The sequence below is a fragment of the Chitinophaga sp. HK235 genome, from assembly GCF_018255755.1.
GTDB lineage: Bacteria > Bacteroidota > Bacteroidia > Chitinophagales > Chitinophagaceae > Chitinophaga.
Window position 1 is genome coordinate 6,149,339 of the sequence record NZ_CP073766.1, and the last position, 14,895, is coordinate 6,164,233.

The 14,895-nt window shown below is 47.9% G+C and carries 13 protein-coding genes; 2 read left to right on the forward strand and 11 right to left on the reverse strand.

Annotation, left to right across the window (positions count from 1 at the left end; genetic code table 11):
* Positions 1–25 precede the first annotated feature (25 nt).
* Entirely contained in the window at positions 26–1,567 is a 1,542-nt protein-coding gene (locus KD145_RS23330) for a YifB family Mg chelatase-like AAA ATPase (protein WP_212002087.1), read from the reverse strand.
* A gap of 157 nt (positions 1,568–1,724) precedes the next feature.
* On the opposite strand from KD145_RS23330, the gene KD145_RS23335 reads away from it, so the two are divergent.
* Positions 1,725–2,915 carry an FAD-dependent monooxygenase gene (locus KD145_RS23335; protein ID WP_212002089.1) on the forward strand — a complete coding sequence of 397 codons (1,191 nt, stop codon included), beginning with the start codon at positions 1,725–1,727 and terminating at the stop codon, positions 2,913–2,915.
* A 23-nt stretch (positions 2,916–2,938) separates the two neighbouring features.
* Here KD145_RS23335 and KD145_RS23340 read toward each other — a convergent pair whose 3' ends face one another.
* The 4 genes from KD145_RS23340 to ubiE all read right to left on the reverse strand — a co-directional run bounded on the left by KD145_RS23340 (position 2,939) and on the right by ubiE (position 7,277).
* A complete protein-coding gene (locus KD145_RS23340) occupies positions 2,939–4,267 on the reverse strand; it encodes a DNA mismatch repair protein MutS (protein WP_212002091.1) in 1,329 nt (442 codons plus the stop codon).
* A gap of 165 nt (positions 4,268–4,432) precedes the next feature.
* On the reverse strand, positions 4,433–5,776 hold the full coding sequence (locus KD145_RS23345) for a dihydroorotase (RefSeq protein WP_212002092.1): 1,344 nt from the start codon (positions 5,774–5,776) through the stop codon (positions 4,433–4,435).
* 80 nt (positions 5,777–5,856) lie between these two features.
* Complete coding sequence (locus KD145_RS23350) at positions 5,857–6,558, reverse strand: outer membrane beta-barrel protein (protein ID WP_212002093.1); 702 nt, start codon at positions 6,556–6,558, stop codon at positions 5,857–5,859.
* Positions 6,531–7,277: a bifunctional demethylmenaquinone methyltransferase/2-methoxy-6-polyprenyl-1,4-benzoquinol methylase UbiE gene (gene ubiE, locus KD145_RS23355; protein WP_212002094.1), complete on the reverse strand. Its 747-nt coding sequence runs from the start codon at positions 7,275–7,277 to the stop codon at positions 6,531–6,533. Before ubiE ends, KD145_RS23350 begins: the two co-directional genes overlap by 28 nt.
* A 75-nt stretch (positions 7,278–7,352) precedes the next feature.
* Between ubiE and yihA the strand changes: the two genes are divergently transcribed.
* Positions 7,353–7,961 carry a ribosome biogenesis GTP-binding protein YihA/YsxC gene (gene yihA / locus KD145_RS23360; RefSeq protein ID WP_113615338.1) on the forward strand — a complete coding sequence of 203 codons (609 nt, stop codon included), beginning with the start codon at positions 7,353–7,355 and terminating at the stop codon, positions 7,959–7,961.
* A gap of 228 nt (positions 7,962–8,189) precedes the next feature.
* Here yihA and KD145_RS23365 read toward each other — a convergent pair whose 3' ends face one another.
* The 6 genes from KD145_RS23365 to KD145_RS23390 all read right to left on the reverse strand — a co-directional run bounded on the left by KD145_RS23365 (position 8,190) and on the right by KD145_RS23390 (position 14,834).
* The gene (locus KD145_RS23365) at positions 8,190–8,663 is read right to left on the reverse strand and encodes a ribonuclease H-like YkuK family protein (protein WP_113615337.1); all 474 of its coding nucleotides are present in this window, start codon (positions 8,661–8,663) and stop codon (positions 8,190–8,192) included.
* A gap of 215 nt (positions 8,664–8,878) precedes the next feature.
* The gene (locus KD145_RS23370; protein ID WP_212002095.1) at positions 8,879–9,256 is read right to left on the reverse strand and encodes a CoA-binding protein; all 378 of its coding nucleotides are present in this window, start codon (positions 9,254–9,256) and stop codon (positions 8,879–8,881) included.
* Positions 9,257–9,274: 18 nt separating this feature from the next.
* Positions 9,275–10,345 (reverse strand): TIGR01777 family oxidoreductase, encoded by a 1,071-nt coding sequence (locus KD145_RS23375; protein ID WP_212002096.1) that lies wholly within the window; start codon positions 10,343–10,345, stop codon positions 9,275–9,277.
* A 67-nt stretch (positions 10,346–10,412) separates the two neighbouring features.
* Positions 10,413–10,919, reverse strand: coding sequence for a GbsR/MarR family transcriptional regulator (locus KD145_RS23380; RefSeq protein WP_113615334.1), 507 nt, complete (start codon positions 10,917–10,919; stop codon positions 10,413–10,415).
* A gap of 206 nt (positions 10,920–11,125) precedes the next feature.
* Positions 11,126–12,757 (reverse strand): pyruvate dehydrogenase complex dihydrolipoamide acetyltransferase, encoded by a 1,632-nt coding sequence (locus KD145_RS23385; protein ID WP_212002098.1) that lies wholly within the window; start codon positions 12,755–12,757, stop codon positions 11,126–11,128.
* A 118-nt stretch (positions 12,758–12,875) separates the two neighbouring features.
* Entirely contained in the window at positions 12,876–14,834 is a 1,959-nt protein-coding gene (locus KD145_RS23390; protein ID WP_212002100.1) for a DNA polymerase III subunit gamma/tau, read from the reverse strand.
* Between the last annotated feature and the right edge of the window lie 61 nt (positions 14,835–14,895).

A 14,895-nucleotide genomic window follows, 5' to 3' on the forward strand; every position in this document is an offset into this window, starting at 1 on the left:
CAAAATTCCTAAATCGTAAATCTTTTCAGTTGCCCCATCCTTCCCGGTCCAGGCTTCTGTATTGAATAGCTTCCGCCATGTGCGGCACTTCCACGCTTTCACTCCGGGCGAGGTCGGCGATGGTACGGCTTACTTTTAATATGCGGTCATAAGCCCTGGCCGACAGCTTTAACCGGCGGATGGCATCCTTCAGCAGCTGGTTGCAGTTGTCGTTGATGGTGCAATGTGCTCTCAGCTGCTGGCTGTTGACCTGTGCATTGCAGAAAATACCGGGATAAGCTGCATAACGCCGCGCCTGCAGCGTCCGCGCTGCTATCACACGCTCACGGATATACGTACTTTTTTCTTCTTCCCTGTTTTCTGCCAGGGCGCTGAAAGATACCGGCGTTACTTCTACATGTAGGTCTATACGGTCCAGCAAAGGACCTGATACCCTGTTGAGGTATTTCTGCACTATCCCGGGTGAACAGCTGCATTCTTTTTCCGGATGGTTGAAATAACCACATGGACATGGGTTCATGGAAGCAAGCAACATAAAACCTGCGGGAAAATCAATAGCAGAACGGGCGCGGGAGATGGTCACCCGCCGCTCTTCCAGTGGCTGACGCATCACTTCCAGCACCTTGCGCTTGAATTCGGGCAGCTCGTCCAGGAATAATACACCATGATGTGCCAGCGAGATCTCGCCAGGTTGCGGGATACTGCCGCCACCTACCAGCGCAGTATCACTGATGGTATGGTGCGGCGACCGGAACGGCCGCTTCGATATCAGCGAAGCATGACCAGGCAGTTTGCCGGCTACAGAATGAATTTTGGTGGTCTCCAGCGCTTCCTGCAGGGTAAGCGGCGGTAAGATGGTGGCCAGCCGCTGCGCAAGCATGGTTTTGCCCGCTCCCGGCGGGCCTATCAGGATCGCATTATGTCCTCCGGCTGCAGCTATTTCCAGTGCCCGTTTGATATTATGCTGCCCTTTTACGTCGCTGAAGTCTACATCAAAAAGAGATTGCCCTACACCAAAATGCTCCTGCGCGGAAACATGCACCGGCGTAAGACTGTCTGGTTGCCGGAAAAATTGCAGTACCTCCGAAAGATGAGATACGCCATATACTTCAAGGCCCTCCACCATAGCTGCTTCCCGGGCATTAACTACCGGCAGTACAAAGCCGCTGAAACCCTCCTGCTGCGCTTGTATGGCCATAGACAATGCTCCTCTGATAGGCAGCACCGTGCCATCCAGCGATAACTCGCCCATCAGCAGATAACGGGCAAAGGATCCGGCAGGTATCTTACCCGAAGCCCCCAGTATGCCTATTGCAATAGGCAGGTCATAAGCCGCACCGGCCTTGCGGATATCGGCCGGCGCCATGTTCACCACTGTTCTTGTCCTTGGCATTTTAAAGCCCAGGTGACTAATAGCCGACTCAATACGCCGCTCACTCTCTTTTACTGCACTGTCTGGCAGTCCTACCATGTAAAATCTGTTTCCTTGTGAAGATACGTTCACCTCTATGGTGATAGTGATGGCATTGACACCATAGATGGCGCTGCCGAAGGTTTTAACAATCATATGGTTTTGGGTTAACAGTTGCTAATATAATGCGTTCATACAAAGCGGCCAAAGCATAACGGTTTTCTACCGCCCGGATAAGGTCTTTCACCGAGCTTTTAGGTTGATTAACCTAGGGCAGATTGTCCGGCGCGGTACCACAGAATAATTTTACAACATGAAAACTAACACTGTTCTGATCTCCGGAGCCAGTATTGCAGGCCCGGCACTGGCCTACTGGCTTACTAAATATGGTTATGATGTTACTATTGTTGAACGTTCCCCTACCATCAGGCCTGGTGGTCATGCTGTAGACTTTCGCGGAGCAGTAATGCCTATATTGAAGGAAATGGGTATTTGGGAAGAACTGCTTAAATATGAAACCAGATCAGGGAAGATCACACTGGTAGATAAAAACAATAAGAAGGTAGCCAGTTTTCCGGATGGATTTACCAGCGGTGAACTGGAAATCATGCGGGGCGACCTGGTAAAGATAATGTACGAAACAACCCGTCATCAGGTAAATTATATCTTCAACGACACCATCACTGCGCTTGCACAGGATGATGAAGGCGTGAACGTCACTTTCAAGAACAATAAGCCCGCCCGCTACGATTTTGTAATCGGCGCCGACGGATTGCATTCTCAGGTTAGGTCTATCGCTTTTGGAGAAGAAAACAGTTTTTCATCCCATATGGGAGTATATATTGCCATCTTTACCATACCCAACTTCATGAACCTGGGCATGGACGGATTATATTACGGTACGTTGGGCAAACGGGTGGGTGTTTTCGGGTCCAAACAGGGCACAGAGGCAAAAGCTTCATTCTATTTCACGGCTGATCGTTTTCACTACGATTACAGGGATATCGAGCAGCAAAAACAGATCATCAGAAAAAACTTTTCCGGAGAAGAATGGCAGGTGCCCCGCCTGTTGGAATTGATGGATACATCTTCTGATTTTTATTTTGATTCCATCAGCCAGATTAAAATGAATAACTGGTCAAGAGGCCGTGTTGCACTCATCGGTGATGCAGCCCATTGCGCCTCACCGATGTCGGGAATGGGTACTTCCATGGCTTTTATCGGCGCTTATATCCTGGCAGGAGAGCTGCGGGAAAACCACGGTAATTATCAGCAGGCCTTTACCAACTACGAAACAGCGATGCAAGACTTTGTAAAACGTTGCCAGGAGCTGGCCGAAGGGCTGGACTGGTTTGTGCCCAAAACAAAATTTAAACACTGGATGAGCCAGCAGTTCTGGAAGATATTACCTTATACTCCCTGGAAAAATATGATGATAGAGATGCCCTCAAAGATTGCTAATTCTATTTCCCTCAAAACATATCATAGCCCAGGACTTCTTTAGCCCAGGACTTCAGTCCTGGGACATTAATTAATCTGGTTCAGCAGGTCGAGCACTTTCTCCCGCTTCAGGATCAGATAACCGATCTTTTCTTTGGCAATACCATCTTTCAAAAGATAAGTAAAGTGCAGGTTATCATCAATCACTTCTGATTCAAAATATTTAAACAATATCCTTTGTTCCTGACGTAGTTCATCCGCAATCTCGTACAGGTGGGTGGATAAGATAAACAGGCAGTTGGAACTGCGCAGCAGTCCCCGGATAACGGCCAGGGAACAGTTTTTCGCGTCTTCCACATTGGTACCTTTAAACATCTCATCAATCAGTACCAGCCAGTTTTTGCCGTTGTTGATTTGCAGGATGGTATTTTTGATACGTTGTACTTCGCTGTAGAAATAACTTTCCCCTTTGAAGATATTGTCCTGTACCTGTATGTTACTGAAGATGCCATGGAAAAAGCTGAGTTCCATTTGTCCGGCAGGCACGCCCATGCCTATATGAGCCATGAATACGGCAATACCTACTGCCCGGATGAAAGTGGTTTTACCTGCCATATTGGCGCCGGTAAGAAACAAAAAGTGATTTTGTTCATCCAGGGTGATATCATAGGCTACCGGTTCCTGCAGGATAATATGATACAGCTGGGTGGCTTTGATGGCAGGCCGCGGATTGTTGGTGAAAACAGGAAAACTGAGCTTGTAATGTTTGATGGCTTTGGCCATGGCATAATAGGCGTCCAGCTGATGATAAAGGGTGACCAGTTCCTCTATCACTTTTTTATGTCTCCTCCTGACATAATTGTCATACCGGAGAATTTCCACATAGTTCAGCAGCCCGGCAGCATCTGTTTCCAGGATATCGCTGAAATCCTTTTTATGCAGCAATTGTTGTGCCCTGTCCAGTAATACCTTTAATACTTTCGGTGTCTGGTCTGAATTAAATACATCTACAAAGGTGCGGAATCCGCGGAGCAGGTTCACCAGCTGGGTAAAGGAAAACTTGATATACCCGAAATCCGGTGCATACAGTGTTTTATTGATGATGGCCTGTAGGCGTAATGGTAGCCCTTCAGTATTGGAGATCGGCTCAATCTGGGCTTCCAGGTAGTTTTCCACCACTACAATGGTACCGTTGGAAATAATGGATGGCCAGTTGCTTTCCAGGTCCAGAATATATTGCAGGGCTTTTTGCCGGTTCTGGATGGTGGTGATGTCCTGTAAGGGTGAACTGAAAAGCTGGCGCAGATAATCTCGTCCGCCTGCAGTGGTAGTAAAATCGAGCCGGTGGAATAAGGAGTACTCTTCGTCCCTGTTGAAGATTGACAGGTCATAATAGGATGTTTTGTCCAGCTGCATGCGACATCTTTTTGGTGAATATATAGGGAAGATGCTGGGATCAGGATTTTCCACATTACATTTAGATATTTTGATATTTAGGGATTTAGATATTTATTCTAAGGTAGCAAGGCCACAAAAGATAAGCCAGGCATACTCAGAATAAATATCTAAATATCAAAATTTCTAAATTTCAAAATGTAGTCGTTGTCCTTTCACGGACTCATCAAACTGACCGTTTGCATAGGCCAGGTGCCCGCTTACAAACGTGTGGGTGATGGCTGCCGGGAAGACATGGTTTTCAAACGGGCTCCATCCGCATTTATAGTAGATATTTTCTTTGGCTACAGGCGTTTTATCGTTCATGTCCACGATCACACAGTCGGCGTAATAGCCTTCTCTGATGAAGCCTCTGTCTTTTATCCGGAAGCAGATGGCCGGTGCATGGCTCATTTTTTCCACTACTTTTTCGAGGCTGATAGTACCTTTTTTAACGTACTCAAGCATCAGCAACAGGCTGTGTTGTACCAGCGGAACACCCGATGGAGCCTGAAGGTAAGGCTGTTGTTTTTCTGCCCAGGTATGAGGAGCGTGGTCGGTGGCGATGATATCCAGCCGGTCGTCCAGGAGACCCTGCCAGAGGGCGGCTTTATGCTCCGGTGCTTTGATGGCCGGGTTGCATTTGATCAGGTTGCTGTACAGTTTATAGTCATCAGCGGTGAAGTGCAGGTGATGTACACATACTTCCGCTGTAATACGTTTTTGTTCCAGCGGCATCATGTTGGTAAACAGTTGCAGCTCCTTGGCAGTGGATATGTGGAGGATATGGAGGCGGGCATCATGTTTTTTGGCAAACTGCACGGCTGTCCAGGAAGACTCGAAGCAGGCTTCCACGCTGCGGATCAGCGGATGGTCGGCAGCAGTAAGGCGGTCGCCTTTTTCCTGTTGAAAAGCCTCCATATTGCTGCGGATGATCTTCTCATCTTCACAGTGTGTGGCAATCAGCAGTTCTGTGCCGGAAAAGATTTTTTCCAGGGTGAGATAGTTGTCCACTAGCATATTGCCGGTAGAGGAACCCATGAATATTTTCACGCCGCATACACGGTCTTTTTTCTCATTGGTTTTCAGCACCTCTTCCACATTGTCGTTAGACACGCCCATGAAAAAGGAGTAGTTAGCCAGGGAATGTTGCTGACCGATGGCATATTTATCTTCCAGTAATTCCTGGGTAAGGGCGGCGGGTTTGGTGTTGGGCATTTCCATGAAGCTGGTAGTGCCGCCGGCAACGGCAGCGCGTGCTTCTGTATAGATAGTGGCCTTTTCGGTCAGTCCCGGTTCACGGAAGTGTACCTGATCGTCTATCACGCCGGGCAACAGATATTTACCTTCTCCGTTGATTTCCTGGTAGTTGCCGCTGACAGTGAGATTAGGACCTGTCTTTTCAATACGGCTGTCTTTGATCCATACATCCTGTACTGTAGTCTTCCCTTCGTTGACCACAGCTATGTTCCTGATGAGATAGTTTTGCATGGTTACAAAGATAGCTCAAGTGCAGTTCACGCAAAGGTACAAAGCCGCAAAGCGGTAAAGATTTTCTGACATTGATATCATTATCCTTCCAGATGTATGGAGAATACGATCATACGGGACTGCAGCTTTTCGATGACATTGGCATAGCGCAGGTTGGGATCTTTTACCAACACGTTGCCAAAGCCGTTACTGATTTTAAATTCAGGGGAGAAGATGAAACTTTCGAAGTAAAATTCGAAGCCGGCACCGGCTTCATAACCATAATCGCTTTTCTGGATTTTGATCAGATTTTCTGCACGGCGGGCGCGTGCATTGGAGGCCAGGTCGTAGTCATATTTAAGGCCGCCGATCACATATACCCGCATATTACCAATACGGTCCGATTTGAATTTAATTTGCATCGGAAAACTCAGCAGGATGGATTCGATTTTTTTATCGGTATCTGTTGGTTTGGGATAGGTATCCCGGTAATACAGGTTCTTGGACGCAAAAAGCAGCTGCGGATTAAACCGGAGGTCAAAATGCTCCGACAGGCGGAAATTGGCCAGTAATCCCAGGTTAAACCCCATCGTTTTCAGGGGCTCTGCCACCATAATAGAGTCTGTTGCCAGAAAGGCAGGAGAATGGGCGAGCTTAAAAAACGACTGGTTGGCGGCCAGTGTTATGCCGAAATAATAGGGTTTTGCATCATGGTCTATCATATTCAGGTTGGTTTGTGCTGATGCCGGCAGCACAAACAGGATCAACAGGGATATCAGCGCGTAGCGCAGTAGATAGAACATATGCCGAATGTGAGCGTTTTGCATGTAACGGCCTGGAATCCTGTGTTATGTAATATGGTTCGCATTTCTTCGCCCTGTGGGAACGCTTTCACGGATTCTGGCAGATAACTGTAGGCCGCTTTGCTTTTGGCCACAAACTTCCCAATCAGAGGTACGATAAGGCGAAAGTACGAATTATATAATTGTTTAATAGGAAAAACTGTAGGGTTCGAAAATTCGAGGATCACAAGTTTTCCACCTGGTTTCAGTACCCGGCGCATTTCAGACAACCCTTTTTCCAGGTTTTCGAAATTACGTACACCAAAGGCTACCGTTATGGCATCAAACGTCTGGTCCGGGAAACTTATTGTTTCACTATCGCCCAACTGCAGGGTGATTTTATCGTCCAGTCCCAGTTTTTTTATTTTTTCACGTCCGTGGGCCAGCATACCTTCGGAGATATCGATGCCGGTAATGCTTTCGGGGTGCAGCTTTTTCTCGGCCATGACAGCAAAATCACCGGTACCAGTGGCCACGTCCAGCATCTTTTTCGGTTGCAGGCTCTTTAAATAGGAAAGTGCTTTTTTACGCCAGATGATGTCTATACCGAGCGACATAAAATGGTTAAGAAAGTCATAACGGTAAGCAATATCATCGAACATGGACGCTATCTGCTCCTTCTTGCTTAATTTTGATCCTTCAAAGGGAACGATCTTCTGAACATTTGTGTTTGCTGACATGGCCGCAAAGTTAAGTCATCTGAAGGAATGCAAATACGGAAGAAGCGGGATTTTTAATGGAACAAAGTATATCATATGGTAATTAAGTCAGCAGAATATCTTATCAGTAGTCCCGATTGGGAGCAATGCCCCACGCCCAACATGGCGGAATACGCTTTTATCGGCCGTTCCAACGTGGGAAAGTCTTCACTGATCAATGTGCTGGCCAACAATGAAAAGCTGGCGAAAACTTCAGGCACACCGGGAAAAACAGTGTTGATCAACCATTTTCTGATCAATAAGGAATGGTACCTGGTAGACCTGCCCGGGTATGGTTTTGCCAAAAGAAGTATGTCCCAACGCAAACAATGGGAGAAGATGATCGAAAACTATCTGCAGAAACGGTCCAACCTGGTAAATGTTTTTGTACTGATAGACAGCCGTCACAGCCCGCAGAAGCTGGATATCGACTTTGTCAATCAACTGGGAGAATGGAATATTCCTTTCAGCATTGTATTCACAAAAGCCGATAAAAGCACACAGGCGGAAGTAAGCCGCAATGTGAAAACATTCCTCCAGAAAATGCGGGAAACCTGGGAGTTTCTGCCCCCCCACTTCGTGACATCCACCGTTAAAAAAACAGGACGCGACGCCATCCTGGGATATATTGAAGAAATGAATGCACAGTTCAGGGCTATTGCCTGACCTGTCAAAAACAGATTAGAGAAGCCTGACGTTTATACGACAACGTTAGGCTTTTTTATGAACGCATAAAACCGGCTGTCTCTGAAGGAGAAAAGCTGTCAAAGCAGTGCAGTAAACGTTGTTTGTAGCAGGGAAACGGCTAGGTAAGGGGGAGGAAATCACCTGACGTGCAGGACACATCAAAAATCTGAGAGAGGTACAATATCATTAACAGGTGCGTGGGCCTTGCTAGTTCACTATTTTGTTAGCACAGCTGCTGCTGGCGAAGGCTTCAGGCTTGGCTTTAAAAGCGAAGCCCATACCGAGAATATAACCCATGGCTTCACGCAGGGCCAGGTTACTTTTGAACTGAGGATTGGTATTGATATCGGCATGTACTTCCATATCTACATCATATTCAGTAAACAGGTCGCACAGTTCATAGGCGATTTCAATACTTTTGGCCACTTCCACCAGCATACGTTCCTTGATGGAATAGCAGTCCTTGGTTCTTTCATTGTGGATAAACATAAATCCGCCATGACCTTCCCGGAGGAAAACAATCACAGTAGCAAACTCAGTATCCAGTCCTTTTACCTGAGAATCGGTGCCGATGCACACTTTCAGGCGAAATCCCCGGGCTGTCTCCCGGATAATGGCATCCCGCACTTCTTCCTTTATAGGAAGGTGGATTGCCTCTCCATTAAATCGTCTCCATTGCATAAAATATATATTAAAGGGTGAACATGCAAATGTTTCAGATATGAATATTGCCAGCCAAAAGAAGTAGTGCCAAGCTATTTGGGTCAACAAGATGGAATCTTTTCCATTGGGGGTTATGCGGCTAATATATAATTATCGAATATACGAAAAAGCTGTTAGTTTTTTGGCTAACAGCTATGAATAATATTTTTTCAGGAAGAAAAACCGAGGGCGCATTAAAACTGTCCGGTGCTCAACAGCACGAGGGTGCAGGCTTCCAGCGGTTGTATATTGTTTTTTCGGGCCAGTTCTTCCAGTTCCTCGTTTTCGGCGCCGGGGTTAAAAATAATCCGCCGTGGCCGCAACTGCAGGATATAATCATAGTATTCTTTCTGTAAACCGGGGTTGAGATACATGGTTACGGTATCAACATGTTCCAGCGGTGGATGGTCTGTAACAATAGGAATATCACCAATGACAGCAGGCTTTTTACCGATGGCCACTACCGGATGTCCTTTGTCGGTCAGCCTGTTAACAGCCATATTGCTATATCGTTCCGGATTGGGCGATGCTCCCAGTACCACAGTGAGTTTCTTATCGTTGATGGTTTCCATGTAACTAAGATACGAATTTCAGAACAAGTGATAAGCGCTTCGGGGCATATGGGCCAGGATGTCGGGGAAGGCTTTCTCCAGTGTCGGGTATTGGAAGGTAAATCCTTCCTGCAGAGCTTTTGCAGGCAATACCCACCTGCTTTTGAGCAGCAGCTCTGTTTCCGTGCCAATAAGGGCTGCACCAATGGCCAGCAATGGTGCCGGTGCCGGCAATCCGAAGAGGTGGCCTGCACTCTTCCGGAGCAACCGCATAAAGGTTTTATTGGGAACAGGATTAGGTGCTGTACAGTTGTACACGCCGCTGGCCTGATTATGCTGGTACAGCCAGTCAATCATACGGCATACATCCGCAATATGTACCCAGGTAAACATCTGCCGGCCATTGCCCTGATGCCCGCCCAGACCAAATTTCACCAGATTGAGATAAGGATGCATAACGCCGCCCGGTTGCCATCCCAAGGTAACGCCTATACGAAGTATTACTTTACGTGTATGCGGTAGCGTTATCGCATCAAAAGCAGCTTCCCATTGTTTGCATACCTGTACAGAAAAATCATTTTCGATTTCCCCGTTATACTCATCCATAGGGCGGTCTTCGGCATGGCGGTATATGGTAGCGCTGGCAGCATTGATCCAGAGTTTAGGCGGCCGCGTCAGTGTCTGGAGCACCTCCCCGAGTACAGCGGTGGCATGTGTACGGCTATCAAAGATTTCCTGTTTGTTGCGGGAATTGTAACGGCAATTCACACTTTTACCGGTCAGGTTGATCAGCAGATCGGCGCCTTCCAGGGCAGCAGCCCAGTCACCCCGGGTACGGCCATCCCAGGCCAGGTATTGTACACGGTCTGTAAGTTTACCCGCCGGAGGTGTTTCCTTTGCTTCAGGGGTGCGACCATTGCCAGCTTCGCGGGTGTAGTGAGTGCCGGAGACAAAGCCATCCGTGTTGTCTCCGCTATTCACTGAGGTAACAGCTGTCGCTGGCGGATTACGGGTCAGCACTACAATATCATTATCAATACCAAAGTATTCTGCCAGGCTCCGGCCAATAAAACCGCTGCCACCTGCTATAATGATGCGTTTATGTTGCATGATTTTTGTTTTTTATTATTCAGAATTTTCAGAAAATATTGAAATATTACGGCAAAAAAATTTAGGCTTACTTGATCAGCTTGAGCAAGCTGCTATAAAACCAGTTTTCCTCAGACTTGATAAAGGCACTGATAGTTTTGTCGGTTTGTTGGGCAAACTTGTTGATATTGGAGATAGATTCCTTGAAAGCCTTCAGTTCTCGGTCTTTAGGGTCTCCTTCAGCCTGCTGGAGTTGCATTAACACCTTCATAATGGGGTCCAGCTCACGTTTCTTGCGCTCTCTGGCGATATAAGTGGCTACTTTCCAGATGTCTTTTTCTGCTACAAAAAACTCTTTCCTTTCGCCCGGGATCAGCACTCTTTCCACCAGGCCCCAGTTGATCAGCTCCCGCACGTTCATATTGGTATTGCCACGGGAGATGTTCAGCTCTGCCATAATATCATCAGCACTCAGCGGATCGGGCATTACCAGCAGCAACGCGTGAATCTGAGCCATGGTACGGTTAATCCCCCATTGCGCTCCTAAAGATCCCCAGGTTTGAATAAACTGCGCTTTTGCGTCCACTAAATTCATGTAAATGCTGATTTGTTTTTCCAAAAATACACCAAGTTTTTGAACTTTCAAAAGTTAATGAAACAAAATACTGAAAATGGGAGGAAGAGGAGATGGCTGAAAGTGAAAACGCTGCTGCATTTAATGACACCTGCCGCAAAAACAAAGACCGAAGCTACTTGCTTCGGTCTTTGTTATATAATCAGATAATAATTCGTAGTGAATACTTACACCAGCATGGTCACTGGATTTTCCAGGTAAGTTTTCAGTGTCGCCAGGAAGCGGGCGCCTACGGCTCCATCCACGCTTCTGTGGTCGCAGCTCATAGTCAGCTTCATGATGTTGGCGATTTTCACCTGGCCTTTTTCTACGATGGCAGTTTCTTTGATACCACCTACAGCCAGAATAGCAGAATCCGGCGGGTTGATGATAGCGGTGAACTCATCGATGCCCAGCATACCCAGGTTGGAAACAGTAAAGGTATTACCGCTGAAATCCTGTGGCTGCAGTTTTTTGTTTTTCGCTTTGTCGTACAGGCCTTTGGCTTCACCGGCAATCTGGCTCAGTGATTTCTGGTCTGCAAAACGGATCACAGGTACAATCAGACCATCTTCGATAGCTACGGCAGAACCGATATGCACGTGTTGGTTGTGACGGATAAAGTCACCCATCCAGCTGCTGTTAACATCCGGATGCTGACGCAGCGCCAGGGCGCAAGCCTTGATCACCATATCGTTGAAGGAGATTTTCACCGGAGACATCTCATTGATGGCCTTGCGTGCTTCCATGGCTTTATCCATGTTAACATCAATCTTCAGGTAGAAGTGAGGTGCGGAGAATTTGCTTTCACTCAGGCGTTTGGCGATTACCTTACGCATCTGGGTGAGCGGAGTATCAGTATAGCCTTCCTGACCGGCCGGAACGAAGGCAGGAGCAGCAGGAGCAGCGCCGGCTTTGGCAGCAGCAGGAGCAGGAGTTGCGGCAGGAACGAAGCTGTCCACATCTTTTTTCACGATACGGCCATTGTCACCGCTACCAACAACCTGGTTGATATCGATACCTTTATCAGCAGCCAGTTTCCGGGCCAGCGGAGATGCTTTTACACGGCCATCAGAACCAGCTGTGGCAGCAGGAGCAGCGGCAGGAGTACCGGTAGTAGCAGCGGGGGCTGCAGCTTCTGCCGGGGCAGCTTTCGCAGGAGCTGCATTTTCAGCAGCCAGGATGGCATCCACATTGGTGCCCGCTTTACCTACGATCGCCATGATACCATTAACTTTGGCAGCTTCTCCTTCATTTACACCAACGTACAGCAGGGTACCATCAGCATAACCAATCACTTCCATGGTAGCCTTATCGGTTTCCACTTCTGCCAGTACATCATCACTCTTTACAGTGTCGCCTACTTTTTTATTCCAGGCAACTATTTTTCCTTCCGTCATCGTATCGCTCAGCAGCGGCATACGGATAACAGTCGCATTTTTCAGTGCTTCTTTTAATGCAGCATCATCAGCGGCAGGCACAGCGGCCGGTGCAGCTTGTGGTGCCGGTGCAGCGGCTTGCTGGGCAGGTGCTGCAGCAGTAGCGCCGGAATTACCTTCCAGGAAAGGTTTGTAATCTTCACCCGGTTTACCCACGATGGCTATTATCTCATTAACCTTAGCTGCTTTGCCTTTTTCCACACCAATGTATAATAATGTGCCCTCTACGTAGCCCATTACTTCCATCGTCGCTTTGTCCGTCTCCACTTCAGCAATAACATCGTCTGCTTTTACTTGATCGCCCACCTTTTTATGCCATTCCGCAATCACCCCTTCCGTCATCGTATCACTCAGGAGGGGCATTCTGATAACTTCTGCCATAGTGTTTATTAAAAATTTTGCTCAAACCTACATGTTTTTGCGCAAAAACGCAAAGAAGGAATGCTAAACGGTTTAAAAATGTCTAATGATCGTTAATATAATAATATACGGAACCAGCTTAAAAATCAAGCTCCATATTAAGTCTGTCTTTTAATTCCTTTACCAGCGGAAACTGCTCTGCCATTTGCTGGAATTGTTCCCTGCTGGAAAGCGGTGCCGGACCCAGGTCCTGGACCTGCTGGCTTTCATCCAGCTGAAGGGTGAGGATGATAGCCGGGTTGTTGAATTTCTGTTTGAAAAATTCTGATATCGCCAGTTTCTCCTCTTCCATAAACCGGTACTGTACAATGTTACGGCTCACGATACCTATTTCAGCGGTGTCCAGCAGCTTGAGGTTGGCCAGTGCCAGATTGCTCACCACCGTCATTTTGTTGGCCTGTCTGAACCGGTCAATGAATTCTTCCCAGTACACTTCCACTGCGCCGGCTGTGAGCGGAATACTTTGTACGGTGCTGGTGGTCTGCTGTTTGGCTGCCAGGGCTTCTTTCATGGCTGCCAGCCCGGTCAGCTTGCCTGCTGGTGCAGCTGGTGTAGCTTTGGCTGCTGCCGGTGTAGCCGTTGCCGTTGTAGCACTTCCCTGCATGGTTGCTGGTGCCGTATGGGTGACTGGTGCCTGTGTATTGGCTGCCGGTGCGGTGGTAGTATTAGCTGGCATAGCAGGCTGGGCCGCTGTAGTTGTGTTAACGGCAGAAGCCGGTTGTGCCGGGTTGGCAGATGGCATGGCTGCCGGTGTCTCTACAGTCAGCCTGGCTGTTTCAGGCGACTGTGCCGCGATACTGGCACTGGTAGCAGGCTTGTCAGTCAGACTTTTGGCCGTTACCGGCTGTGCTCCCGGTGCTCTTAGCCGCTGCGGAGGTGTTCCGTCAGCTACCAGCTTTTTTTTTACGACCTCACCGTTATTGTCATCACTTACCAGGCTGACTGCCTGTTGCAGAAAACAGAGCTTGATCAGCGCCATCTCCACATGCAGCCGCTTGTTGCGGGCCAGCCGATAGTGGATTTCCGTTTCATTGAGCAGCTGAAGGGCGGTGATCAAGTAAGCGGGGCTGATCTGGCCGGACAGCTGTTTATATCTTTCTTTCAGGTTACCCGATACTTCTACCAGGTGAAAAGCTTTCTCCTCCTTGCTCAACAGCAGATTACGCAGAAACTCTGCCCAGCCGTTCAGGAAGTTGTCGCCTTCAAAACCTTTCTGTAAAATTTCATCATAGATCAGCAGTGCATTGGCTACATCCTGCCGTAATACGGTGTCCATGATCCTGAAGAAATAATCATAGTCCAGGATGTTCAGGTGCTCCAGTGTATTCTGATAGGTGAGGTGCCCGCTGGTAAAACTCACGATTTTGTCCAGGGTGCTCAGTGAGTCACGCATACACCCGTCTGTTTTCTGAGCTACCAGGTGCAGGGCGTCGGCATCTGCCTGGATATGCTCTTTAGTACAGATCTCCTGCAGGTGGTCTACCGTATCCTGGATGGTGATACGTTTGAAGTCAAATATCTGACACCGGCTCAGGATGGTCGGTAATATTTTATGTTTTTCAGTAGTGGCCAGGATGAAGATCGCATAGGAGGGGGGCTCTTCCAGCGTTTTCAGAAATGCGTTGAAGGCCGAGGAGCTGAGCATGTGCACCTCATCTATGATATAGATCTTGTATTTTCCGGCTTGCGGCGAAAAACGTACCTGTTCCACCAGGGTACGGATATCGTCTACCGAGTTGTTGGACGCGGCATCCAGCTCGTGAATGTTGAAGGAACTGCCCTCATTGAAGGATTTGCAGGAATGACACTCATTACACGCCTCACCATCCGGCTGCAGGTTTTCGCAGTTGATGGTCTTCGCCAGGATGCGGGCACAGGTCGTCTTTCCTACGCCACGGGGACCGCAGAAAAGAAAGGCATGCGCCAGCTGATTGTTACGGATGGCATTCTTGAGCGTGGTGGTGATATGTGCTTGTCCTACAACTGTTGAAAAGTTCTGTGGACGGTATTTACGGGCTGAAACGATAAAATTCTCCATATGACTGCTACGCTTTCGCGTGCGCCGAAAATACGCACAAATTCACTAAGAGAAAAATGGT

Excerpts from the sequence above, each read along its gene's own strand:
- KD145_RS23340 (WP_212002091.1), bottom strand. The coding sequence starts at position 4,267 with ATGCAGCTGGACAAAACATCCTATTATGACCTGTCAATCTTCAACAGG.
- KD145_RS23350 (WP_212002093.1), bottom strand. The coding sequence starts at position 6,558 with ATGTTCTATCTACTGCGCTACGCGCTGATATCCCTGTTGATCCTGTTT.
- yihA (WP_113615338.1), top strand. The coding sequence starts at position 7,353 with ATGGTAATTAAGTCAGCAGAATATCTTATCAGTAGTCCCGATTGGGAG.
- KD145_RS23365 (WP_113615337.1), bottom strand. The coding sequence starts at position 8,663 with ATGCAATGGAGACGATTTAATGGAGAGGCAATCCACCTTCCTATAAAG.
- KD145_RS23345 (WP_212002092.1), bottom strand. The coding sequence starts at position 5,776 with ATGCAAAACTATCTCATCAGGAACATAGCTGTGGTCAACGAAGGGAAG.
- KD145_RS23370 (WP_212002095.1), bottom strand. The coding sequence starts at position 9,256 with ATGGAAACCATCAACGATAAGAAACTCACTGTGGTACTGGGAGCATCG.
- KD145_RS23385 (WP_212002098.1), bottom strand. The coding sequence starts at position 12,757 with ATGGCAGAAGTTATCAGAATGCCCCTCCTGAGTGATACGATGACGGAA.
- KD145_RS23390 (WP_212002100.1), bottom strand. The coding sequence starts at position 14,834 with ATGGAGAATTTTATCGTTTCAGCCCGTAAATACCGTCCACAGAACTTT.
- KD145_RS23335 (WP_212002089.1), top strand. The coding sequence starts at position 1,725 with ATGAAAACTAACACTGTTCTGATCTCCGGAGCCAGTATTGCAGGCCCG.
- ubiE (WP_212002094.1), bottom strand. The coding sequence starts at position 7,277 with ATGTCAGCAAACACAAATGTTCAGAAGATCGTTCCCTTTGAAGGATCA.
- KD145_RS23380 (WP_113615334.1), bottom strand. The coding sequence starts at position 10,919 with ATGAATTTAGTGGACGCAAAAGCGCAGTTTATTCAAACCTGGGGATCT.
- KD145_RS23375 (WP_212002096.1), bottom strand. The coding sequence starts at position 10,345 with ATGCAACATAAACGCATCATTATAGCAGGTGGCAGCGGTTTTATTGGC.
- KD145_RS23330 (WP_212002087.1), bottom strand. The coding sequence starts at position 1,567 with ATGATTGTTAAAACCTTCGGCAGCGCCATCTATGGTGTCAATGCCATC.